This window comes from Pseudaminobacter sp. Soil_N_29, from assembly GCF_057656055.1.
In genome coordinates this window covers 88,152-110,828 of sequence record NZ_JBDGLC010000009.1, presented here as the reverse complement: position 1 = coordinate 110,828, position 22,677 = coordinate 88,152, and the positions used below count along the sequence as shown (strand labels likewise).

General features: G+C 65.5%; 24 protein-coding genes. 8 read left to right on the top strand and 16 right to left on the bottom strand.

All coding sequences use genetic code 11. From position 1 onward, the window contains the following. Window positions 1–59: 59 nt before the first annotated feature. The 3 genes from AC3A4H_RS19670 to ftsE form a co-directional block, all read right to left on the bottom strand. Complete coding sequence (locus tag AC3A4H_RS19670; protein ID WP_487768330.1) at window positions 60–746, bottom strand: YdcF family protein; 687 nt, start codon at window positions 744–746, stop codon at window positions 60–62. Between the two features lie 138 nt (window positions 747–884). Continuing rightward, window positions 885–1,853 carry a cell division protein FtsX gene (locus AC3A4H_RS19665; protein ID WP_487768221.1) on the bottom strand — a complete coding sequence of 323 codons (969 nt, stop codon included), beginning with the start codon at window positions 1,851–1,853 and terminating at the stop codon, window positions 885–887. After that, complete coding sequence (gene ftsE, locus AC3A4H_RS19660) at window positions 1,846–2,505, bottom strand: cell division ATP-binding protein FtsE (RefSeq protein WP_348780371.1); 660 nt, start codon at window positions 2,503–2,505, stop codon at window positions 1,846–1,848. Before ftsE ends, AC3A4H_RS19665 begins: the two co-directional genes overlap by 8 nt. A gap of 191 nt (window positions 2,506–2,696) precedes the next feature. Between ftsE and AC3A4H_RS19655 the strand changes: the two genes are divergently transcribed. The 3 genes from AC3A4H_RS19655 to AC3A4H_RS19645 are packed head-to-tail and all read left to right on the top strand — an operon-like array spanning window position 2,697 to window position 4,544. Beyond that, window positions 2,697–3,350, top strand: coding sequence for a hypothetical protein (locus AC3A4H_RS19655; RefSeq protein ID WP_487768220.1), 654 nt, complete (start codon window positions 2,697–2,699; stop codon window positions 3,348–3,350). A 4-nt stretch (window positions 3,351–3,354) separates the two neighbouring features. Beyond that, window positions 3,355–3,897, top strand: a complete 543-nt coding sequence (gene hpt / locus AC3A4H_RS19650) for a hypoxanthine phosphoribosyltransferase (RefSeq protein ID WP_348780373.1) — start codon at window positions 3,355–3,357, stop codon at window positions 3,895–3,897. 5 nt (window positions 3,898–3,902) lie between these two features. Beyond that, window positions 3,903–4,544 carry a glutathione S-transferase family protein gene (locus tag AC3A4H_RS19645; protein WP_487768219.1) on the top strand — a complete coding sequence of 214 codons (642 nt, stop codon included), beginning with the start codon at window positions 3,903–3,905 and terminating at the stop codon, window positions 4,542–4,544. Between the two features lie 73 nt (window positions 4,545–4,617). Here AC3A4H_RS19645 and AC3A4H_RS19640 read toward each other — a convergent pair whose 3' ends face one another. Then, window positions 4,618–5,541: a DMT family transporter gene (locus AC3A4H_RS19640; protein ID WP_487768218.1), complete on the bottom strand. Its 924-nt coding sequence runs from the start codon at window positions 5,539–5,541 to the stop codon at window positions 4,618–4,620. Window positions 5,542–5,771: 230 nt separating this feature from the next. On the opposite strand from AC3A4H_RS19640, the gene AC3A4H_RS19635 reads away from it, so the two are divergent. Beyond that, window positions 5,772–6,659, top strand: a complete 888-nt coding sequence (locus tag AC3A4H_RS19635) for a LysR substrate-binding domain-containing protein (protein ID WP_487768329.1) — start codon at window positions 5,772–5,774, stop codon at window positions 6,657–6,659. Between the two features lie 46 nt (window positions 6,660–6,705). Here AC3A4H_RS19635 and AC3A4H_RS19630 read toward each other — a convergent pair whose 3' ends face one another. From AC3A4H_RS19630 to argH, 4 genes are all read right to left on the bottom strand, one after another. Continuing rightward, window positions 6,706–9,300, bottom strand: a complete 2,595-nt coding sequence (locus AC3A4H_RS19630; RefSeq protein ID WP_487768217.1) for a TIGR02302 family protein — start codon at window positions 9,298–9,300, stop codon at window positions 6,706–6,708. Between the two features lie 106 nt (window positions 9,301–9,406). After that, entirely contained in the window at window positions 9,407–10,672 is a 1,266-nt protein-coding gene (gene lysA / locus AC3A4H_RS19625; RefSeq protein WP_487768216.1) for a diaminopimelate decarboxylase, read from the bottom strand. Window positions 10,673–10,688: 16 nt separating this feature from the next. Next, window positions 10,689–10,895 (bottom strand): hypothetical protein, encoded by a 207-nt coding sequence (locus AC3A4H_RS19620; protein ID WP_487768215.1) that lies wholly within the window; start codon window positions 10,893–10,895, stop codon window positions 10,689–10,691. A 97-nt stretch (window positions 10,896–10,992) separates the two neighbouring features. Continuing rightward, window positions 10,993–12,393: an argininosuccinate lyase gene (gene argH / locus AC3A4H_RS19615; protein ID WP_487768214.1), complete on the bottom strand. Its 1,401-nt coding sequence runs from the start codon at window positions 12,391–12,393 to the stop codon at window positions 10,993–10,995. 30 nt (window positions 12,394–12,423) lie between these two features. Between argH and tlpA the strand changes: the two genes are divergently transcribed. Together tlpA and AC3A4H_RS19605 are read left to right on the top strand one after the other, a co-directional pair. Next, on the top strand, window positions 12,424–13,131 hold the full coding sequence (gene tlpA / locus AC3A4H_RS19610; protein ID WP_487768213.1) for a thiol:disulfide interchange protein TlpA: 708 nt from the start codon (window positions 12,424–12,426) through the stop codon (window positions 13,129–13,131). Window positions 13,132–13,250: 119 nt separating this feature from the next. Next, complete coding sequence (locus AC3A4H_RS19605; protein WP_487768212.1) at window positions 13,251–14,693, top strand: FAD-binding oxidoreductase; 1,443 nt, start codon at window positions 13,251–13,253, stop codon at window positions 14,691–14,693. Between the two features lie 55 nt (window positions 14,694–14,748). On the opposite strand, the gene AC3A4H_RS19600 is transcribed toward AC3A4H_RS19605, so the two are convergent. The 6 genes from AC3A4H_RS19600 to AC3A4H_RS19575 all read right to left on the bottom strand — a co-directional run bounded on the left by AC3A4H_RS19600 (window position 14,749) and on the right by AC3A4H_RS19575 (window position 19,295). Then, window positions 14,749–15,630, bottom strand: a complete 882-nt coding sequence (locus AC3A4H_RS19600; RefSeq protein ID WP_487768211.1) for a 3-hydroxybutyryl-CoA dehydrogenase — start codon at window positions 15,628–15,630, stop codon at window positions 14,749–14,751. 112 nt (window positions 15,631–15,742) lie between these two features. Further along, window positions 15,743–16,672, bottom strand: coding sequence for an electron transfer flavoprotein subunit alpha/FixB family protein (locus AC3A4H_RS19595; RefSeq protein WP_348780383.1), 930 nt, complete (start codon window positions 16,670–16,672; stop codon window positions 15,743–15,745). A gap of 25 nt (window positions 16,673–16,697) precedes the next feature. After that, entirely contained in the window at window positions 16,698–17,447 is a 750-nt protein-coding gene (locus tag AC3A4H_RS19590; protein ID WP_487768210.1) for an electron transfer flavoprotein subunit beta/FixA family protein, read from the bottom strand. 247 nt (window positions 17,448–17,694) lie between these two features. After that, a complete protein-coding gene (locus tag AC3A4H_RS19585) occupies window positions 17,695–18,465 on the bottom strand; it encodes a rhomboid family intramembrane serine protease (RefSeq protein ID WP_487768209.1) in 771 nt (256 codons plus the stop codon). A 30-nt stretch (window positions 18,466–18,495) separates the two neighbouring features. Then, window positions 18,496–19,077 (bottom strand): cob(I)yrinic acid a,c-diamide adenosyltransferase, encoded by a 582-nt coding sequence (locus AC3A4H_RS19580; protein ID WP_487768208.1) that lies wholly within the window; start codon window positions 19,075–19,077, stop codon window positions 18,496–18,498. Window positions 19,078–19,100: 23 nt separating this feature from the next. Further along, a complete protein-coding gene (locus AC3A4H_RS19575; protein WP_348780387.1) occupies window positions 19,101–19,295 on the bottom strand; it encodes a twin transmembrane helix small protein in 195 nt (64 codons plus the stop codon). A 275-nt stretch (window positions 19,296–19,570) separates the two neighbouring features. Here AC3A4H_RS19575 and AC3A4H_RS19570 point away from each other — a divergent pair, with 275 nt between their 5' ends. Next, window positions 19,571–20,422, top strand: coding sequence for a YihY/virulence factor BrkB family protein (locus AC3A4H_RS19570; protein WP_487768207.1), 852 nt, complete (start codon window positions 19,571–19,573; stop codon window positions 20,420–20,422). Here AC3A4H_RS19570 and AC3A4H_RS19565 read toward each other — a convergent pair. Beyond that, window positions 20,389–21,282, bottom strand: coding sequence for a DMT family transporter (locus AC3A4H_RS19565; protein ID WP_487768206.1), 894 nt, complete (start codon window positions 21,280–21,282; stop codon window positions 20,389–20,391). The two genes, AC3A4H_RS19570 and AC3A4H_RS19565, sit on opposite strands and share 34 nt — an antisense overlap. Before the next feature lie 129 nt (window positions 21,283–21,411). Between AC3A4H_RS19565 and AC3A4H_RS19560 the strand changes: the two genes are divergently transcribed. Further along, window positions 21,412–21,720 (top strand): hypothetical protein, encoded by a 309-nt coding sequence (locus tag AC3A4H_RS19560; RefSeq protein WP_487768205.1) that lies wholly within the window; start codon window positions 21,412–21,414, stop codon window positions 21,718–21,720. A gap of 9 nt (window positions 21,721–21,729) precedes the next feature. Here the strand turns inward: AC3A4H_RS19560 and gluQRS are convergent, their stop codons facing one another. Beyond that, window positions 21,730–22,614, bottom strand: a complete 885-nt coding sequence (gene gluQRS / locus AC3A4H_RS19555; protein ID WP_487768204.1) for a tRNA glutamyl-Q(34) synthetase GluQRS — start codon at window positions 22,612–22,614, stop codon at window positions 21,730–21,732. Window positions 22,615–22,677 lie beyond the last annotated feature (63 nt).

Here is a 22,677-nt window from a genome sequence, read left to right as displayed (position 1 = left end):
GGTTACACCAAGAACCGCCAAAGGAAAACCATGGCGCGACGCCGTGACGGCAAGAGATCTCAGTTGGCGGCGGTTTTCGACGAAGCATCGACCACCGCGACGCCGCCCGCCGTTGAGCGCAACGGCACGACGGCGCGTGCCAGCGCGGCGACATATTTGGTGTATTCGGTGAACAGCACCCTCAGCGCGCCGCGATTGGTCATCCAGCCGCCGCCGTCCAGCCGCGTGTTGACCACCGGATAGGGCTTCAGGTCGGCATCGGCGATGAGACGGCCCAGTTCCAGCATGCTGCGCGGCATGTGATAGTTGTTGGTGACGAGGATGACGCTGGAATAGGCGTGGTCCTCGATCCACTTGGCGCTTTCCTCGGCATTGCCGATCGTGTCCAGTGCGGCATGGTCGATATCCACGCAGCAGGAAAACAGCGCCTTGTCGGCGCCGGTCGCGATCTGCAGCGACTTGCGCCCGGCCGAAGGGTGCACGCCGCTGATGAGCAGGCGCTTGCCCTTGCCCGACTTGAGTAGTTCCAGCGCGGCGTCGAGGCGCGCCTGGCCGCCGGTCAGAACGATGATGCCATCGGCGCTGGGCGGATTTGTGGGCGTGGTGAGACTGCTGATATGGTGGGCAAACACGCCAAAGCCGGCGGCAAACAGCATGCCTGCGCAGACGAACCCCACGGCCGCCGTGCGCAGAACGTCGCCTGTGCGCTTGGATTGTGCTGTGGCCGCCACCGGATCGTCCCTCATGCCGTCGCTGGCATCCTCTTTTCGAACCACGTCATCATATCATGGAAATTTGCGAATGGACGCCATGCAGGTTTCCGCACATTCGGTTACGGCCGGTCGTGCTGCGTGAGAGGATGATGCGATCAGTCCTGCTCCGGTCTATAGCCCGTCGTGATGCCCGACCTCGATGTCCTTGAGGTAGGTCACCACGGTCACGTGCGAGGTGGCTGCCGTCAGCGCTCCGATGAGAAGTACGACCAGCGCGACCCCGCCATAGCCTGCCGCGCCGATGGCGAAATTGCCGAACAGCGCGGTCGCCTGGTCGGCCTGCGGCGTGGCCAGGTTGCGCGACGACCACCACGAAAACACGACGAAGACGATCATGGCCGCCAGGCCGCCGGCGGCCGCGCCCTTCATGCCGCTCAGCAGGAAGTGCTTGCGGAACTGCGCGGCGATGAAGCGCGCCTCCGCGCCGACGAAGTGCAGCACCTCGATGATGTGGCCATTGCCCGACATGGCGCCGCGGGTGGCGAACACCACGGTGAGCACCGTGGCCGACAGCATCAGCACCAGCACGGCCATGCCGAGCGTGACGGTGGTGTGCGCCATGGCGACCAGCCGGTCGACCCAGGTCCGGTGGTCGTCCAGCGTGGCGCTGGGCACGGCCGGCAGCAGATGCTGGCGCATGGCCACGAAGTCGGGCGGGTTGTCCTCGTCGATGGTGACGATGACCAGCCGCGGCACCGGCAACTCGTCCATGTCGAGGCCCGATCCCAGCCATGGTTCGAGCAGGCGGGCGGTGGCCTGTCGGTCCACGATCTTGACGCCGCGCACGCCTGCGAACTGGCCGGCGATCTCGGCGGCCTTTTGCAGTGCGGCCTCCATGTCGAGCCCGTCGACCGGCCTGATCTGGATCGTCGCCTCGCGCGCGATCTGGCTTTCCCAGGTCGAAGCGGTGTCGCGCACCAGGGTCACGGCGCCCAGCGTCAGGCATGACAGGAAGGTCATGATGGCGATGACGAACACCAGCGCGCGCCCGGCTATGTTCTGCGGCGGCACGATGGGCGCGGTCTTGCGCCGCGCGGGCAGGCGGGGCGCCTGCGGGGCGTCGTCGGGCGCTTCAGTCATAAACGTCGAGCCTTCCGTCGGCCAGGATCATGCGCCGTGCATCGACCTGTTCCATCAGGGCGAGATCGTGCGTGGCGATCACCACCGCCGTTCCCAGCCGGTTGAGTTCGATGAACAGACGCAGCAGCCGCCGCGCAAGCGGCGGGTCAACGTTTCCGGTGGGCTCGTCGGCCAGCAGCAATTCGGGCTGCTCGATCAGGGCGCGCGCGATTGCCGCGCGCTGCTTTTCACCGCCCGACAGCACCGGCGGCAGCACATGCATGCGCTCGCCAAGGCCGACCCATTTCAACAGCTCGGTCACGTCGCCGCGGTAGCTTGCCTCCTCGCGCCCGCGCACGCGCAGCGGCAGCGCGACGTTCTCGTAGGTCGTCATGTGATCGAGCAGGCGGAAGTCTTGGAACACCACGCCGATGCGACGGCGCATCAGCGGCAGTTCCTGCGGCGATATACGCGAGCGGTCCTTGCCGAAGACGGTGATCAGCCCGCGCGTCGGCTTCAGCGACAGGAACAGAAGCCGCAGCAGGGTGGTCTTGCCGGCGCCGGAGGGGCCGGTCAGGAACTGGAACGAGCGTTCGGGAATGTGCAGGGAAATGTCGCGGAGAATTTCCGGGCCCATCCCGTAGCGCAGGCCGACGTTCTCGAAGCGGATCAAATGCAGAGCCCTTGGGTGTTGGGGCCCCCAAAGCGGGCCGACTGTTCGAGACGACCTTCGGGCCGGAGGGTTAACGATCGGTTAAATTTCACGGCAAAAGCGGGCCTGATTCGCTGTCTGGTGGGGAAGCATTAACCAATTCCGTTTACCTCCGGAATCCGGGAACATTCGAAAAGGATATCCTTTCGGCTATGTCAGACGGTCGCACCGCGCGCCCGGTTTCCGGCGAGATCATAGCGTCGCCCGCGGCCGTCGAGGTGCTGCCGCGCCGTCAGACCCGTGCCGATGTGATCGACGCCGATTTCGAGGCTGTACCTTCGGCCGCACCCGCTCATGTATTCCCCCAATCCGATGCGGTTGCCGTGGCGCCCGGCCTTTCGCCGGCGGCCGGCATGGAGATTCTGCGCAAGAACAGGACGCTTCCCCGCTTAGGCGCGCGCCCCTTTTCCCGCCGCGGAGGGCCTGCCTTCTGGGTCCTCGGCCTTGCGCTCGTGCTCGCGGCATTCTGGAGTTCGGGCGGGCACGCGCTGCTGCGGCAGCTGCCCTTTCCCGAGGTCGCGCAGGCAGCACCCGCCTTCACGATCAGCGGGGTGATATCGCGCGTCGACACCGCTGCCGGCAGGCCGATCCTCTATGTCGATGGCGAGGCCACCAATGACGGCAACAGGGCCGCGCTACTGCCGGCGCTGGAAATCCGCGTGACCGGCGAGGACGGGCGCGCTACCTTGTACAAGCTGGGGACATCGCAGACGCCCCTGGCGCCGGGCGGCAGATTTGCCTTTTCCTCGCGCCTTGCGGTGCCTAAGAACGGCGTGAAGACCGTAGCGGTCGCCTTTGGAGACTAAGAGCATGCCGGCTGTTCGCGGCAAGGATATCGAAGTTCTGTTCAGCGCCTCGGCGATTGCCCGGCGCAATCTCGAGCTGGCTAAGGAAATTGCCTCGCGCGACTACACCGACCTGCTGGTCATATCGGTGCTGAAGGGCTCGTTCATCTTCGCCGCCGACCTGATCCGCGCGATGCACGATGCGGGCCTGTCGCCGGAGGTCGAGTTCATCTTCATCTCCAGCTACGGCACCGGCACCACCAGCGGCGAGGTGCGCGTGCTGCGCGACATCGACAACGAGGTGGCGGGACGCGACGTGCTGCTCATCGACGACATTCTGGAGTCGGGCAAGACGCTGTCCTACACGCGCGAGCTGATGATGTCGCGCGGCGCCAAGAGCTGCTCCATCGCCGTTCTTCTGGACAAGCGCATGCGCCGCCAGACCGAGCTGAACGCCGACTATGTCGGCTTCGACTGCCCCGACTACTTCGTGGTCGGCTATGGCATGGACGTGGCGCATGCCTTCCGCGAGTTGCCATTCGTCGGCGTGGTCAAGGGCGAGGTCTGAGGGCCATGGGGGTGACGCTCTATGGCTATCGCTACAGCGTCTACCTCCGGATTGCGCGGCTGGCTCTCCTCGAAAAGGGCGTGCCGTGGGACCACGTGGAGATCGATCCGTTCGCTGACACGTTCCCTGCGGATTATCTGGCGCTGCATCCGTTCGGGCGGGTGCCTACGCTGGTGCACGACGATTTCGTGCTCTACGAAACCACGGCGATAACGCGCTACGTCGATGATGCCTTGCCAGGAAGGCCGCTCCAGCCTTCGGACGCACGACGTCGGGCACGCATGAACCAGATCATCGCCGTCGCTGACGCCTATGGCTATTGGCCAATGGTGAGACAGGTTTTCGTGCAGCGCGTTTTCAACCAGGCCAGAGGGTCGAAGGCCGACGAAGCCGTTCTTGCCGAGGGGTTGCTCGCTTCCCGTCGCGTGCTGGCTGCGGTGGAGGACATGGCGACTGGCGGCGAGTTTCTGGCTGGCGACGCGCTCAGCCTTGCCGATCTGCATCTGGGCGCGATGATGGCCTATTTCGCCGCCGCCGAGGAAGGGGCGGCCGAATTGCGGGCATTTCCCAAGCTGGATGCCTGGTGGCAGACTCTGAAAGGCCGCGAAAGCCTTGCGCTTACGGAGCCGGGACTGCCCGCAGCTTGAACGGCGGCTCCGCCGAAGCGCTCATTTTCGTCCGCCAAATCAAAGGGCCGCGCCATTATGCACGGTGCTCGCCTCAAGCCGGCGCTTTCACCCGCTGCCTCGAGTTGAGGGCAAAGAGGCCCGCGCCGACGATCAGCGCCGCGCCTGCCAGGGTCGGCCCCTGCGGCACTTCGCCGAAGAACAGGAAGCCCCACAACGGCACCCACAGGATGCCGCTGTATTCGAAAGTGGCAACGACGTTGGCCGGGGCCATCCGGTAGGCCTGGGAAAGCAGGATCATGCCGGCCGAAGCCACCAGGCCGCATGATGCCATCATCGCAAAGTCGACCGACGTCGGCCACACCCAGGGGCGGGTGAGGAAGCTCACGCTTGGATGCGTCATCTCGCCGAGATCGGCGACCGTGAAGATGACGCCGGCGATGATGGCGCCGAGCAGATAGGCGCCGTTCTGGTAAAAGCTCATCACGGTCGAGGATTCAGTCGAGCCCAGCTTGCGCGCCGCCAGTTGCGAAAAGCCGTAAAGCGCGGCCGACATCAGCGACAGGAATGCCGCCCAGTCGAGCACGGAATTGCCGGGCTGCAGCATCACCAGCACGCCGGTCAGGCCGATCGAGGCCGTGACCACGCTTTGCCACGCCACCCTCTCGCCGAGATAGGGACCGGCGAGCAGCATGATGAACAGCGGTCCGGTGAAGTAGAGCGCCACGGCATCGGCCAGCGGCAGGGCCGCAAGCGCCAGATAGTAGGAGGTGTAGGAGGTGAAGAGGGTCAGCGCCCGCAACGTCAGCAGGCCGAAGCGGCGCGAAACGAGCGCGGCCAGCCCCACGTCGCGGTGCACGATGAAGAGCAGGATGGGCAGCGCGACGATGGAGCGGATCGCCATCACCTCCATCACCGGATAGCGGTCCGACACCGCCTTGATCAGCGGGTCCTGCACGGAAAACACCAGAATGCCGATGCACAGCGAGGCGATGCCAAGGACAGTCCGGTTATGCATGATGTTCAGCGCCCTCGCACAACAGCCGGAAGCGGTCCGGCGGCCGGATAAAAAGAACCCGCAGCCCCAGGGGGACAGCGGGTGAGTGAGGACTGTGCTCATTTCCACGCCTGCAGCGCCGGCGCATTCGCATGAAACTCTCGATCTCTCACGCAATATCGTCCGTTGATTGACATGTTTCAAACGAATTGGGATGATGCCAGCAATCAGAAATTCTTATGGCCAAGGCAATGACGGTTCACCTCGACAGCGACCTGTTGCGCACCTTCGTGGCGGTTGCCGAGGCCAGCAATTTCACCAAGGCGGCCGAGCAGGTACGCCGCACGCAGTCGGCAGTGTCGATGCAGATCAAGCGGCTGGAGGAGATGGTCGGCGAGCCGCTGTTCGATCGCGGCTCGCGCGGCGTGTCGCTGACGCGCAAAGGCCAGGACCTGATCCACAATGCCCGCCGCATCGTCTCGCTGCTTGACGAGACGGCCGCATCCATGCGCGCCGAACCACTCGACGGGCCGGTGCGGATCGGCATTCCGGAAGAATACAGCTATTCGATCCTGTCGCGGGCGCTGGGGGCCTTCGCCAAGCGGCATCCCAAGGTGGAGATCACCGTGCGCTACGCCCATTCCGCCTCGCAGATGGAGGCGCTGGAGGCGGGCGAACTCGACCTTGCGGTGGTGTTCGAATGGCAGGACTTTTCCGACGGCGAGATATTGATGCGCGACCCGACGGTATGGGTGACATCCAACGTACATCTCCAGCACGAGGAGCAGCCGCTTCCGGTGGCACTCTACAACCGCGGCGGCTGGTGCAAGGATTTCGCCTTGAAGTCGCTGGAGGATCGCGGCCACGCCTATCGCGTCGCCTATACCAGCGACACCACAGGCGGGCTCAAGCTGGCGGTGGCCTCAGGCCTCGCGATCGCGCCGGTGTCACGGTCCAACATTCCCCCCGACTGCCGCGAACTGACCGTGGCCGAGGGCTTTGGCGACATCGATGCCTCGAATGTGGTGCTGCACCGCGCGCCGGGCGCGGCGAGCGAGGCGATCAACGGCATGGCGGAAGCGATCCGCGAGGCGTTCTATTCGCGTCTGACCGTTGCCGTGCTGCCGGACGACGACTGACAGGGCGATCGGCACCCGCCTGCGTTGGCGAGGGCTCGCCCCGCCGTCACCGCATTTCCAGCAGCCGCTCCAGATAGCGCTTCTCGATTTCCGGGCTGAGCGCATTGCCGAGCCGCTTGCGGATGGCGTCGAGGATCTGGCGGGCACGCTGTACGTCGATCTCGTCTGGCACCTTCACCGAATTGCCGAAGTCCGGGCCGGTGGTGGCGCGCGGGCGGCCGAGCGGATCGCGATCGGAATTCTGCTGGCCGCCGGGCTTGCCGCCGCCCTGTTCGTCCTGCATTGCCTGCCGCATTTGCTTCATCATGTCCTGGGCTCCGCGGCGCAGCGCTTCCAGCGCGCGGCCCTGCTCGCCGACTGCGCGATTGCCTTCGGCGTCGCCCAGCGCGTCCTCGGCCTGGCCCATGGCGTCGCCGGCCTCGCCGAAATCCTTGCCCGGCTGGATGCCCAGCTTTCCCATGTCCTTGGTCAGCCCCTGCAGGTCCTTGCGCAACTTGCCCTGACCCTGCTGAAGCTGCTTGAGCGCATCCGCCAGGTCGTCCGGCGACGGCTGCGAGCCCGGCTGCTTGCCCGGCTTTTGACCTTTGCCCTGATGGCCGTCCTGCCGGCCGCGCCCCTCGTGCGGCAGCGGTCCGCCACGCTGCCATTCGCTGAATTCGTCTTCCTGCTGGCCCCGCTGCATCTGGTCCAGGCGGAACGTGTCGTTCATCATCTCCTGCTGGCGGCGCATGATCTCGCCCAGCTTGTCCATCTGCCGGCGCGTCTCGCTCTGCCCCTGGCCTTGTCCCTGGCCCTGCTGCTGGCGGCCCGCCTGCAGGTTGTTCATCATGTCCTGCAGCTGCGACAGAAGCTGCTCGGCCATGTCCTTGTTGCCGGACTTCGCCAGGTTCTCGATCTGGTCCATCATCCGCTCGAGGTCGCTCTGGCGCAGCTCCTGTCCGTCCTGCTGCTGTTGCAGCGCAAGGTTGGGGTCGCGCTTGGCGCGCTCGGCGAATTCGCGCAGGAAGTCGCTCATTGCCTGCCGCAGCTCCTTCATGAGCTTGTCGATCTCGTCGTCGCTGGCGCCGTTCTGCAGCGCCTGCTTGAGCGCCTCCTGCGCCTGGCGCAGGCGCTTCTCGGCGGTCGAAAGCGAGCCGTCTTCGATTGCCTGCGCCATCTGCCAGAAATAGTCCGAGGTGGCGCGCAACTGGTCGTCCGAGCGGGCGATCTTGAGCTGCGTGCGCCCAGCCATCAGGCCGAGGAAGTTAGCCAGGCTGTCGAACGTCTCTTCCGGGCGCAGCGTGATGGAATCGATGAGCTCGAGTGCATAGGGCTTGCGGTTGGCGTCGAGCGAGAAGATGCGGCGCTGCTCGGTCACGGCGCGCGCCAGCGGGTTGGCGAAGGGCCGCTCGGGAAGGGTGAAGGTCTTGGTCTCGCTGATCGCCTCCTGGCCGGCGTCGTCGGTCGCCTTCAGCGTGAGCCGTACCGTGCTGCCGGCCCAGACATGCTCGGTCAGGTCGCGCGACGTCCGGGCCTTGCCGTCGCCGCCGCGGCGGGGCAGGGCGAGCTTCAGCTCGGGGGCCTTGTAGAGCGGGTGGGCGTACGCGGCCTGCGGCGAGGCCAACTCGAATTCGGCCTTGGCCGATGCCGCCCCGTAGTCGTCGAGAATCTCGTAGTTGAGCTCCAGCGCGCCGTTGGCCGCCTGCTTCGGATCCTCCAGGAAGCGGATCGTCGGCGGCTTGTCGGGAATGATGGAGAAGGTCCAGTGGCGCAGCTCGCGCCTTCCGGCGGTGAGGCTCAGCACGCCATCGGCATCGAGCTTGCCGGCAAACTCGCGTGCGGCCGTTGCCGCAGTGGCCGCCGGGGCGGCCGCCTTGGTGGCGATCTCGTGCTCCGTGCCTTTGGCGTCGGTGAAGGTCAGAGTTTCGTTGCCCGACCCACCGGAGACGCGCAGCGAAACCTCGCTGCCCTGCGGCACGGTGAAGTTGGCCTCGTGAGCATCCTTTGCATCAGAGGTCAGCAGCATCGGCGGCTTGCCGGTATAGGCCGGCGGGGTAACCCAGGCATCGATGCGAGGCGGGATGCTTTCGAAGCCCGAAGCGGGCCGGAAGGCATCGGCTATGCTGCCACCCAACGGCCCTTGCGAGAAGGCAAAGGCCACGAATAGCAACAGCGCTGCCGCGTCGCGCAGGCCCCACGGGTCGCGCTCGGGCACGCGCGGACGTGGCGCGTCGCTGTCGACTTCGCCCAGCTTCTCAGCCATGCGCCGCTGGTGCTCGCGCCACAGCACCTGCGCGAAAGCGCTCGGCGGGCCGCTTGGCCGGTCGGTCTGCACCAGCACCGGCGTGTGCGGCAGCCTGCTGGCGGCTTCGATGCGCCGGTCAACCTCGGCCGGCGAGGGCTGGCGATAGAAGCGAAGCGGATAAAGCGCGGCCAAGGCCGCCAGGGCGAAGACACCCAGCAGCCCGAAGCGGGCGAGTTCGGGCACGATGCGGAAGACGCCGAGCCAGGCCAGGCTGACGAACAGGCTCGCCGTTACCAGCAGCGGCAGCACCAAGGGCCAGCCGCGCTCCACCATCATGGAGGCGAGCGTCGCCAGCCTTGCGCGGCGCAGGCGCCGGGCAAACCGGCTGTCGGCTGTATTTGCAGGCGTTTCCGTCATTGGCCTTTCCAGGCGCGCAAAGGCGCTACCTAACAGGAAAGCATAGCAGCAAACACGGCGAAGACGAGGCCGGGCAAGAAATCGTGATTGCTTGTCCCGGGCGTGATCAAAGCCAGTCGGGCAACGAATCGAGCCCGATCAGCTCGTCGTAGCTCTGTCGGGGGCGGATGACGTGGAAGCGGTCGCCGTCGACCAGAACCTCGGGCACGAGCAGCCTGGTGTTGTAGGTTCCCGACTGCACCGCGCCATAGGCGCCGGCCGTGCTGACTGCAATCAGGTCGCCCGCCTGCAGGCGCGGCAGGTCGCGGTCGAGGCCGAGGAAGTCGCCGGTTTCGCAGACCGGGCCGACGACATCGACCACCATGCGCGGCGCGTCTACCGGCGGCTGCACCACCGGGCGGATCTCGTGGAAGGCTTCGTAGAGCGTCGGCCGGATCAGGTCGTTCATGGCGGCATCGACGATCAGGAAGTTCTTGGCGTCGCCTTCCTTCAGGTAGATCACTTCCGAAACCAGAATGCCGGCATTGCCCACGATCAGCCGGCCGGGCTCGAACATCACCTTCAGGCCGAGCTTGCCGACACGCTCCTTCACAATCTGCGCATAGGCATCGGGCAGGGGCGGGGGCGAATTGTCGGTGCGATAGGGAATGCCGAGCCCGCCGCCGAGGTCGACATGGTCGATGGCGTGGCCATCGGCCCGCAGCGTCTCGACCAGTTCGGCAAGCAGCGCAAAGGCGTCGTCGAAGGGCTGCAGCTCGGTGATCTGGCTGCCGATATGCATGTCGATGCCGGTGACGCGGATGCCCGGCAATTCGGCCGCACGGGCATAGACGGCGCGCGCCCGCTGCCAGGGAATACCGAACTTGTTCTCGGCCTTGCCGGTGGAGATCTTCTGGTGGGTCTTGGCGTCGACGTCGGGGTTGATGCGCAGCGACACCGGCGCTTGCTTGCCCATCGCGACGGCGCGCGCCGAAAGAAGCTCCAGTTCCGGCTCCGATTCCACGTTGAAGCAGAGAATGTCGGCCGACAGCGCCAGGTCCATTTCGCGCGCGGTCTTGCCGACGCCCGAAAACAGGATCTTGCTGCCAGGAATGCCGGCGGCAAGCGCGCGGCGCAGCTCGCCCTCAGAGACCACGTCGGCGCCGGCGCCCAGCATCGCCAGCGTCTTCAGCACCGCCTGGTTGGAGTTGGCCTTCAGCGCATAGCAGACCAACGCGTCGAGGCTGGCGAATGCCTGGCTGAACACGTTGAAATGCCGGGTCAACGTCGCCGTGGAATAGCAATAGAACGGGGTGCCGACAGCCGTCGCGATTTCGGGCAGGGGCACGTCTTCGGCATGCAGCACGCCGTTGCGGTATTCGAAATGGTTCACGGCAGTTCGGTTCCGATCAGATCAGGCCATCGAGGATGAACGGCTTGTCGGCAACCGGCGGCGCCGGCTCGGGCGGCAGCGGCTCGTTGGCCTTTTCAGCGTCCTTGCGCGCCTGCACGGCGGCTTCGTAGGGCGAGTCGAGGCCGGCCTTGCGACCGCAGGCCGAGACCGCGACGACCGCGGCCAGAAGCACGAGCGTGGTAAGAAGTCTGCTGCCGGTCATCCGTGTCATCCGTGCGTGAAAAATCCGTCCGCCGCTTGTAGCGAAGTTTTGCACGCTTTGCACCCCGGCAAAAATAACAGCGGCCGGGGGCATAGGCTCACGCCTTGGCGATGCGCTTCTTCCAGTAGCGGATCTGGCGGCGCACCTCGGCGGGTGCGGTGCCGCCATAGGAGGTGCGGCTTTTCACCGAATTCTGCACCGACAGAACCGAGAAGACGTCTTCGGTGATGCCGGCATGGATCGACTGCAGGTCTTCCAGCGCGAGCTTCTCCAGCCCGACCTTCTTGCTCTCGGCCAGTGCCACGGCGCGGCCGGTGACATGGTGTGCGTCGCGGAAGGGCAGGTTAAGCGTGCGCACCAGCCAGTCGGCAAGGTCGGTGGCGGTCGAATAGCCGGAGCCAGCGGCCTTTTTCATCGCCGCCTCGTTGATGGTCATGTCGCCGACCATACCGGTCATGGCCGCCAGCATCAGGTCGAGCGTTTCGGCCGCGTCGAAGACGGCTTCCTTGTCTTCCTGCATGTCCTTCGAATAGGCGAGCGGCAGGCCCTTCATCACCGTCAGCAGGCCGATCAGATGGCCGTTGACGCGGCCGGTCTTGGCGCGCACCAGTTCGGCGGCGTCGGGGTTTTTCTTCTGCGGCATGATCGACGAGCCGGTCGAGAAGCTGTCGGACAGCCGTACGAAGCCGAACTGCGGCGTCGACCAGATCACGATCTCCTCGGCCAGGCGCGACAGATGCGTGGCGCAGATGGCGGCAATCGACAAAAACTCCAGCGCGAAGTCGCGGTCCGACACGCTGTCCAGCGAATTGCGGGTCGGCTCGCGGAAGCCGAGCGCCTTGGCGGTGCGGAAGCGGTCGATGGGAAAGCCGGTGCCGGCGAGCGCCGCCGAGCCGAGCGGGCTTTCGTCCATGCGCTCGATCGCGTCGCGCACCCGCGACAGGTCACGGCTGAACATCTCGACATAGGCCATGCAGTGGTGGCCAAAGGTCACCGGCTGCGCCGTCTGCATGTGAGTGAAGCCGGGCATGACGGTTGCGGCATGCTCTTCGGCGCGCACCAGGAATGCCTCGATCAGGCCCTTCAGTGCGTCGGCGACGCGGAACAGTTCGTCCTTCACCCAGAGGCGGAAATCGACAGCCACCTGGTCGTTGCGCGAGCGGGCGGTGTGCAGGCGCCCGGCGGCGGAGCCGATCAGCTCGGCCAGCCTCGCTTCCACGTTCATGTGGATGTCTTCCAGCTTGGTCGAGAACTCGAACGCGCCGCTTTCGATCTCTTTCAAAATCGTGTTCAGGCCGTGAGCGATTTTTTCTTGATCTTCCGTCGCAATGATGCCCGTCTCGGCAAGCATTTCGGAATGGGCGATCGAGCCGCGGATATCCTGCGCGTAAAGCTTCTTGTCGAAGTCGATCGAGGCGTTGATCGCTTCCATGATCGCGGCCGGGCCCGAGGCAAAACGTCCGCCCCACATCGCGTTGCTGGCCTTCTTGTCGCTCATCGTGGTAACCGGGCTCCGGAGATAAAGTGAATGGCTGACGAAAAGAAACTGATACCCACCACGCGTCTTCTGCTGATGGCGGCTGTGGCCGGCGGGTTTGCCGGCGCGATCGCGGTATATGCCACCAACATGTGGTCTGGCAACACGGCGCCGGCCGGTGCGCCGCAGCCGCAGCTTTCCGCCAGCGCTCCGGTCGAGGACAGTGCCGACAACGCCGCCTGCGCGGCCAAGGCCGACAAGGGCAAGGGTGCCGCTGCGGCAGCGGTGGGCGAAGTGGCGGCGATGATGCCGGCCGACCCGCCGCGATCGGTCAGCAGCCTGGCCTTCACCTCGCCCGACGGCAAGCCGATGACGCTGGGGGACCACGCCGGCAAGACGCTGCTGGTCAATCTGTGGGCCACCTGGTGCGCGCCCTGCCGGGCCGAGATGCCGGCGCTCAACGCCTTGCAGAAGGAAAAGGGCGGCGAAAACTTCGAGGTCCTCGCCGTCAATGTCGACACCGGCGACAACGAGAAGCCGAAGAAGTTCCTCTCCGAGATCGGCGTAGACCAGCTTGGCCTCTACCGCGACAACACGCTTGGCCTCTTCAACACCTTGAAGACGCAAGGACTGGCGCTGGGCCTGCCGGTGACGCTGCTGGTCGACGGCGAGGGCTGCCTGCTTGCCCACATGAACGGCCCCGCCGAATGGGCGAGCCCCGACGCCAAGCGCCTGGTAGAGGCGGCGATCGGCAACTGACCTGACGGTTTGCCGGCAGGCACGGGCCTGTCCGGTTTTTTGGCGGCCTGCCTTGTGCGCGAACGCACGGAGGCGCAAAATTTGCTGGGGGACGGTCACACCCAAACGGGAGACTGTTCATGACCAGCCTCAATCTCACCACCCTCGGATCAGGCAAGATCGCCATCGACGCGGCGGCGCTGGAGGCGCTCCCTGCCGGCTTGCGCGGCAGCCTGCTGCGCGAAGACGACGACGCCTATGAGGAGGCGCGCGTCATCTGGAACGCCATGATCGACCGGAAGCCGGGGCTCATCGTGCGCTGCTCCGGGGCAGCGGACGTCATGCAGGCGATCCGCTTCGCGCGCGACAACCAGCTTCTGGTCGCCGTTCGCGGCGGCGGTCACAACATTGCCGGCAGTGCGCTGTGCGACGGCGGGCTGATGATCGACCTGTCGCCGATGAAGTCGGTGCGTGTCGATGTGGCAGCCGAGAGGGCCTGGGTGGAGCCGGGCGCCACGCTGGCCGACGTGGACAAGGAAACGCAGGCCTTCGGCCTAGCGGTGCCCACCGGCATCAACTCGACCACCGGCATTGCCGGGCTTACCCTGGGTGGCGGCTTCGGCTGGCTGACCCGCAAATACGGGCTGACATGCGACAGCCTCCTGTCGGCCGATGTCGTCACGGCCAATGGCGAGCTGGTGCGCGCGAGCGCCACGGAAAACCCGGACCTGTTCTGGGCGCTGCGCGGCGGCGGCGGCAATTTCGGCATCGTCACGGCCTTCGAATTCCAGCTGCACAAGGTCGGCCCCGAAGTTCTGTCGGGGCTGGTCGTGCATCCGTTCGAGGATGCGCGGGCGGTGCTGCGCGAATATCGCGAAGCGCTTGCGGCCGCGCCCGACGAGTTCACCACCTGGGTGGTGATGCGCAAGGCGCCGCCGCTTCCGTTCCTGCCCGCCGAATGGCATGGAAAGGAGGTGCTGGTTCTGGCCATGTGCGATTGCGGCCCGATCGAAAAGGGCGAGGAAGCGGCAGCCCGGATGCGCGCAATCGGCACGCCCATTGCCGACGTCGTCAGCCCCCACCCGTTTACCGGCTGGCAGCAGGCCTTCGACCCGCTGCTTGCGCCGGGCGCGCGCAACTATTGGAAGAGCCACGACTTTGCCGAGCTTTCAGACGCGGGCATCGACCTGCTGATCGGCGCGGTTCGCGAACTGCCCGGACCCGAATGCGAGATATTCATCGGCTATGTCGGCGGTGCCGCCAGCCGCGTCCCGGCAGGCGCGACGGCCTTCCCGCAGCGGCTTCCGCACTTCGTCATGAACGTGCATGCGCGCTGGCGCGATCCCGCAATGGACAAGGCGTGCATCGAATGGGCACGGCGCCTCTATGAAGAGGCCAGACCGCTCGCCATCGGCACGGCATATGTCAACTTCATGCCGGGCGACGAGGTCGAACGCGTGGAGGCGGCCTATGGTGCCAACTATCAGCGCCTGGCTGAGATCAAGCAGCGCTATGATCCTCAAAACTTGTTCCGGCTGAACCAGAACGTGCGGCCGAAGACGGGGCTGCGGGCTGCCGAATAGGGAGAGCTCTTGAGAGGTCAGGGGGGCGGCGGCCGAGCCGGCCGCCGCCATAGGATCAGCGCGTCGGCACCGGGTGCTCGCCGCGATAGTCGTAGAAGCCGCGGCCGGTCTTGCGGCCGAGCCAGCCGGCCTCGACATATTTCACCAGCAGCGGGCAGGGGCGGTATTTCGAATCAGACAGGCCGTCATGGAGCACCTGCATGATGGACAGGCAGGTGTCGAGGCCGATGAAGTCGGCAAGCTGCAGCGGCCCCATCGGGTGGTTGGCACCGAGCCGCATCGCGGTATCGATGGCTTCCACCGTGCCGACGCCCTCATAGAGCGTGTAGATCGCCTCGTTGATCATCGGCAGCAGGATGCGGTTGACGATGAAGGCCGGGAAGTCCTCCGAAACGGTGGTAGTCTTGTCGAGCTGGTGGACGAATTCCTTGGCTGCCTCGAAGGTCTTGTCCTCGGTGGCGATACCGCGCACCAGCTCGACCAGCTTCATGACCGGCACGGGGTTCATGAAATGAATGCCGATGAAGCGCTCCGGCCGGTCGGTCTGCGAGGCCAGCCGCGTGATCGAGATCGACGAGGTGTTGGTGGCCACTATGGCCTCGGGATTGAGCAGCGGGCAGAGTTGGGCATAGATCTTGCGCTTGACCGTCTCGTCTTCGGTGGCAGCCTCGATGACGAGATCTGCGCCGGCGAGGTCGGCCATGTCATGGGCGGCCGAGATGCGCGACATGGCGGCCTTGCGCTGGTCTTCCGACAGCTTGCCGCCACTGACCTGGCGGGCCAGGTTGCCGCTGATGGTGGCGATGCCCTTTTCGATGCGTTCGCCGGAGATATCGTACAGCAGCACCTTGTATCCCGCGAGCGCCGAGACATGGGCGATGCCGCCGCCCATCTGGCCCGCGCCAATGATGCCGATCGTCTCGATGGTGCTGCTCATTATTTTGATCCCGTGAAGGGCCTTTCACACATTTTGTGCAGTGCAAACTAAATGGCCGGGGCGGTTTCGTCCACCCCGGCCATTCCAATTTAATATGCTTGTCGCGGAGGCGTCAAAGCGCCTTTTCGAGTTCCGGCAGGATGGTGAAGAGGTCGCCCACGAGGCCGTAGTCGGCCACCTGGAAGATCGGTGCTTCCTCGTCCTTGTTGATGGCGACGATGACCTTCGAATCCTTCATGCCGGCCAGGTGCTGGATCGCGCCGGAGATGCCGACGGCGATGTAGAGCTCGGGGGCCACCACCTTGCCGGTCTGGCCGACCTGCCAGTCGTTGGGGGCATAGCCGGCGTCGACCGCGGCGCGCGAGGCGCCTACCGCCGCGCCGAGCTTGTCGGCCACCGGCAGGATGACCTCCTGGAACTTCTCCGAGGAGCCGAGCGCGCGGCCGCCGGAGATGATGATGCGGGCGGACGTCAGCTCCGGACGGTCGCTTTCCGACAGCTTGTTCTCGATGAAGGTCGACAGGCCCGGGTTGGCGGCGGCGGAAGCCGTCTCGACCGGAGCCGAGCCGCCTTCACCTGCGGCCTGGAAGCCGGCGGTGCGCACGGTGATGACCTTCTTGGCCTCCGGCGACTGCACGGTCTGGATGGCGTTGCCGGCATAGATCGGGCGCTTGAAGGTGTCGGGCGACACGACCTCGACGATTTCCGAGATCTGCGACACGTCGAGCAGGGCGGCGATGCGCGGGGCGACGTTCTTGCCCGACGCGGTCGCCGGCGCGACGATGGTGTCGTAGTTGCCGGCCAGCGCCACCACGGTGTCGGCCAGCGGCTCGGCCAGGCGCTGCTCGAGCTCGTCGGCCTCGACCAGAAGCACCTTGCGCACGCCCTGCAGCTTGGCGGCGGCGTCGGCGGCGCCCTTGGCGCCCTTGCCGGCGACCAGCACGTCGACGTCCGAGCCGATCTTCAGCGCGGCCGACAGGGCCTTGGCGGTCTGCTCGGAGAGCGTTGCGTTGTCGTGTTCGGCGATGAGGAGAATTGCCATTGTCTGTTCCCTTTCCTTCCGAACCTTAAAGCACGCCGGCTTCGTTCTTGAGCTTGTCGACCAGCTCGGCAACCGAGCCGACCTTCACGCCCGCCTTGCGGCCGCCCGGCTCCTCGGTCTTCAAGACCTTCAGACGCGGGGTCACGTCGGCGCCGAAGTCGGCCGGGGTCTTCTCGTCCAGCGGCTTCTTCTTGGCCTTCATGATGTTGGGCAGCGAGGCGTAGCGCGGCTGGTTGAGGCGCAGGTCCGTGGTCACGATGGCGGGCATCTTCAGCTCGACCGTCTGCAGGCCGCCGTCGACCTCGCGGGTGACCTTGGCCTTGTCGCCGTCGATCTCGATCTTGGAGGCAAACGTGCCCTGCGCCCAGCCCAGCAGTGCGGCCAGCATCTGGCCGGTCTGGTTGGCGTCGTCGTCGATCGCCTGCTTGCCGAGGATGACCAGGCCCGGCTTCTCGGCCTCGACCACGCCCTTCAGCACCTTGGCCACGCCCAGCGGCTCGGTTTCGCCTTCGGTCTTGACCAGGATCGCGCGGTCCGCGCCCATCGCCAGCGCCGTGCGCAGCGTTTCCTGCGCCTGGGCCGGGCCGATCGACACCACGACGATCTCCTCGACCTTGCCGGCCTCCTTCAGGCGAATCGCTTCCTCGACCGCGATTTCGTCGAACGGGTTCATCGACATCTTGACATTGGCGAGCTCGACGCCCGAGCCATCCGACTTCACGCGGATCTTCACGTTGTAGTCGACAACCCGCTTGACCGGGACGAGAACTTTCATGTGTTTCTCACCTCTCTGATGATACTTTGGAGCGCTCCCTACCAGAGCGAGGCTCCTCCCATTTGCCGATTGACGACATATTAGTCGAAAAACCGGCAAATTCCGATCTGTACTTCCGCTGGCAACCAAGCGCCCGCAAGCGGCCGGACCCTAGTTAGCGGCGAAAAGCGCGTCAATATCCCGAACCGCGGCAAATCGTTTGAACGTGGCGCGATCGCGCCCGTTTCGATAGGTCCAGAACGCAGATTCAGGGACGGCCCCATGGCCACGGGCCCGTGCCATCCGCCGGCGGCGCGGGGTCGGGCTGCGCGGCCTCCGCGGCCGGGGTTTCCGCCCCCTCCTGGTCGAAAAGCGGCACGTCGCGGCTGCGCAAGAACACCACCAGCACGGCACCCGCCGCGATGCCGCCGGCATGGCAGGCCCAGGAGATCTGGTCGTCGCCGCCCAGGACGAGCATCGAAAGCTGGAAGGCGATCCAGAGGCCGAGCGTGATGTAGGCCGGGATGCGCAGCGGGATGCGGCCGAAGAACAGCACCCACACCTTCACCCGCGGATAGAGGATGAGATAGGCCGTCACGATGCCCGCGACGGCACCGGACGCACCGATGAGCGGAGCCTGGGAATCGGGCGCGACGAGACCGTGCACCACAGCGCCACTGATGGCGCAGAGCAGGTAGAACAGCAGGTAGCGGAAATAGCCGAGCGCATCCTCGACATTGTCGCCGAACACCCACAGAAACAGCATGTTGCCGCCCAGGTGCAGGATGTCGTTGTGCAGGAAGGCGTAGGTCACATAGGTGAGCAGCGTCGGCACCAGCATCAGGTCGAGCGGCAGCTCGGCCCTTTCGAAGGCCACCGACGGGATGTAGCCAAGGCCCAGCATCCGGGCCTGCACGGTGTAATCGTCTGAAAAGGACGTGAGGAAATAGACCGCGACGTTGACCGCAATCAGTCCGATCGTGACGTATTGATGCTTGATGTGCCTGAGATGGTTGGAATCGTAGAGCGGAATGAACATCGGCTTGTCTTCCGCTCCCCTGGCATGCCGCTATCGATTCTTGCCGGGCACCCATAGCACATCGGCCGCTCCATTGTCATTGACGACGCGGGCGGCCACGAAGAGCAGGTCCGAGACCCGGTTGATGTATTTGATGCCGTCGCGGTTGATGTGCTCGGCCGGGTCCTGGGCCAGCGCCACCATCATGCGCTCGGCACGGCGCGCCACGGTGCGGGCAAGGTGCAGCGCGGCGGCTGCCGGCGAGCCGCCGGGCAGCACGAAGGAGCGCAGGGGCTGCAGGTCCTTGTTCAGGAGATCGATGTCGGCCTCCACCCGTGCGGTCTGGGCCGCAACGATGCGCAGCGGCTCATAGCTCAGCGGCTTGCCGGTGTCCGGCGTGGCGAGATCGGCACCGAGGTCGAACAGGTCGTTCTGGATGCGGGCCAGCATGGCGTCGATCTCGGGGTGGGCGGCTTGCGTGTGCAGCCGGGCCAGGCCGATGCAGGCATTGGCTTCGTCCACCGTGCCGTAGGCTTCCACCCGCAGGTCCGACTTCAGGCGCCGTTCGCCGGTGCCCAGGCCGGTGGTGCCGTCGTCGCCGGTTCGGGTGTAGATCTTGTTGAGCTTTACCATTTGCCTCCTCCCGGTTTGTCCGCTCAACCGCCGCGGCTGAAATACAGGGCGACCAGAATGAGCACCAGCGCGATGAACTGCAGGAACACGCGCATCTGCATCAGCTTGTTCGAGGTGTTGCCGGAGCCGCCGCGCATCATGTTCATCAGCCCGCGGATCAGCACGACCACCACGGCGAACATGATGACGATGGCGAAAATGTTGAAGACGGTTGCCATTTGTTTTCCAGCTTCGTTGCTTCGGTCTGGCCCCCGATTGTCTGGCCGCATGGCGTGCATGGGCACGGGCGCGGCCGGGCAATGCCGGCAGGCGATGCCATGACATAACCCGATCTGCCGAATGACGATAGGAGGGCGTGGCTCATTACCGCACGGCACCTGCGGTCTCTGCGCCGGCGTCGGGCAGCGGCGGCCTTCAGGGTTGCCAATGCCGGGCATGCCTTCCCATATTCCCGGCCGTACGAGGCGAGGGAGAAGAATCGGATGCGAGCAGGATGAGAACCATCGTCGCGATAAAGCGCATCCTGTTCGATGCCGTCGGCCATTTCTATGACGATGACGGCTGGGCGATGGCCAGTCATCTGGCGATCACCGCGCTGATGGCGCTGTTTCCCTTCCTCATCTTCGCGACCACGCTGGCGGGCTTCCTGGGAGCCAAGGCGTTTGCCGACACAGCGGTCCACCTTGTCTTCGACACCTGGCCGACCGAGATCGCCGCTCCCATCGCCGATCAGGTCCGGGAGGTACTGACCGTCCAGCGCGGCGACCTGCTGACCTATGGTGCGCTGCTGGCGGGGTTCTTCGCCTCGAACGGCGTCGAGGCCTTGCGCAGCGCGCTCAACCGCGCCTATCGCGTCAGGGAAACCCGCTCCGTCTTTTTTCGGCGGCTGCAGAGCCTGGCATTCGTGCTGATCGCCACGGTCGTTTTCGTGGCCATCAGCGTGCTGCTTGTGCTGGCGCCGCTGCTGGTGCGCCTGGCGATGGCCAAGTTCGAATGGATGCGGCCTTACATGGGCACCATCACGCTGTGGCGCTATGTGATCGCTGCAACGGTGCTGATTCTGGCGCTGGTTGCCGTGCATTTCTGGTTACCGGCGGGCAGACGCAGCCTGGTGGCAATAGCGCCTGGCATCTGCTTCACGCTGGTGGGCTGGCTGGTGGGGTCGGCGGTCTTCGCCACCTATCTCGACAATTTCTCGTCCTATGTGACGACTTATGCGGGGCTCGCCTCGATCATGATCGCGGTGGTGTTCCTCTACATCATCTCGGCCGTCTTCATCCTGGGCGGAGAGCTCAACGCGGCGATATTGCGCTATGTGGAAGCGCGAGCCCGCGTGCCCGGCTGAGCCATGGCCAGGCCGACGCCCAGCATCGTCAGCGCCATGCCGGCCAGTTGCAGCGGCGTCAGCGTCTCGCCGAACAGCGCCCAGGCCATGATCGCGGTGACAGCCGGCACCAGGTAGAAAAGCGACGAGACCTTCGACATCTCGCCATCGCGGATCATCACCATGAGCAGGAAGATGGCGCCGATGGAAAGCACCAGGACCAGCCACAGCATGGCGAAGACGAGTTCGCCATTGATGGTAACGGTGCGGGTTTCGACGGCGAAGGAGGCGGCGGTCATAACCGCGGCCACGCCGAGATACTGAAAGACCGTTCCGGTGACCAGGTCGCCCCCCGCGCCGAAGCGCTTTTGCCAGATCGTGCCGGCGGTCATGCCGGCCATGGCGACGAATGCCGCCGACAGCGTCTGCCATGTCACGCCGTCGTCGATGGCGCCGAGCTGCGGGGAAAGCACGATCGCGACGCCGGCAAAGCCCGCCGCCAGGCCCGCCCAGTGGCGCGGCAGCACCCGCTCGCCAAGCACTCGGCCCGCCACGAGGGCGGTGACTAGGGGCTGCAGTCCGGCAATCAGCGCGGCAAGCCCGGCCGGCAGGCCGCGATGGATCGCCCAGAACACCCCGCCGAGATAGACCCCGTGCATAAGCGCGCCGGCGATCGCGGAATGCAGCGCAAGCCGGCGCCCGGTCCAGCGCGCGCCGACCAGAACGGAAAGCAGGCCCAGAACCAGGAACGCGAGTGCGAACCGCGCCGCAAGGAAGGTGAAAGGCTCGGCCCAGGGCATCGCATAGCGGGCACCGATGAATCCGGTGGACCAGAACAGCACGAAAGCCGCAGGAACCAGCTTCTTGAGGCTTGACGGCATGCATGACTCCCCGGTGCACGGGATCCTCCACCCCTGTGGCTTGAGGCGTTGCTCTAATGCCATTCATTTTCTCAAGCAAAGGGAAACGTTTGATCCCTAGATTGGAGAAGTGTGGGGGCGGATGCCGTCATGGCTTCGAAAGGAGCGGGCGTGCTTTGGAATCTCGAATATGGCTGGCTGATGATGGCCGTCGCGATGGTGGCGGTGATCGCCTTCATCTTCGGCGCGGCGCTCGACGTGCTCATGCGTGACGACGGCTTCGGCCCCATCGGCAACATGACACTGTTCACCGCCGGCTTCTTCGCCGCCATATTTGGCGTCAATTGCTACGGCATCCCGCTTCGCGACCTTACCCTTGCCACGGCGACCGGCCTTTGCGGTGCCTTCGTGACAATCGCCGTCCTGGCTTTGGCCAAGGCGGGCCTTTCGCGCATCTGAACTGGTCGTTCAGAGCCCGACCATGCGCCGCACCTCGGCCGGCGACACGCCGGCACGGCGCAGTTCGGCGAGGCCGCTGGCGTTCTCGCTTTTCGACAGCTTGCGGCCATCGGCCCCGAGGATCAGCCTGTGATGAAAATAGCTGGGCGCCGGCAGGCTGAGCAGGCTTTGCAGCAGCCGCTGCATGCCGGTTGCGGCGTAGAGATCGCGGCCGCGAACGACGTGGGTGACGCCTTGCAGCGCGTCGTCGGCAATCACTGAAAGATGATAGCTGGTGGGGATCTCGCGGCGGGCGATGACCACGTCGCCCCAGTCCTGCGGCCGCGCTTCGATGGCCTGCGTGTCGAGCAGCGTCTCGTCGGAGAACTCGTTCCAGAACAAGGGGGCTTCGAGCCGCGCAAGCGCGGCTTGCGTGTCGAGGCGCCAGGCAAAGGCCGCGCCGTCCGCGATGCGGCGCCTGCGCTCGGCCCCCGAGAGCCTCTTGTCGGCGGCGGGATAGAGCGGCGCGCCGTCCGGGTCCCGCGGCCAAGTCCCGCCGGTTGCCTCGACCTCGGCAATATGGGCGCGGATCTCGCCGCGGCTCATGAATGCGGGATAGACGAGTTCGGCGTCGATCAGCTTTTGCAGAAGCGTTTCGTATTCCGCCAGATGTTCCGACTGGCGCCGGACCGGCTGTTCCCATTCGATCCCGAGCCAGGCGAGGTCGCGATAGATGCCGGCTTCGAACTGCGGCGTGCAGCGCGTGATGTCGATATCCTCGATGCGCAGCAACAGCCGCCCGGCCCTGGTTTGCGCCAGGCGCGCATTGAGCAGGGCCGAATAGGCATGGCCGAGATGCAGCTCGCCGTTCGGGCTCGGTGCGAATCGAAAGACGGTCGCGGCAGGTGTGTTCATCGCAAAAGCATATATCGGGTTGAACGGGCGATGCCCCGATTGCTACTTTGCCGCCGAACCCGG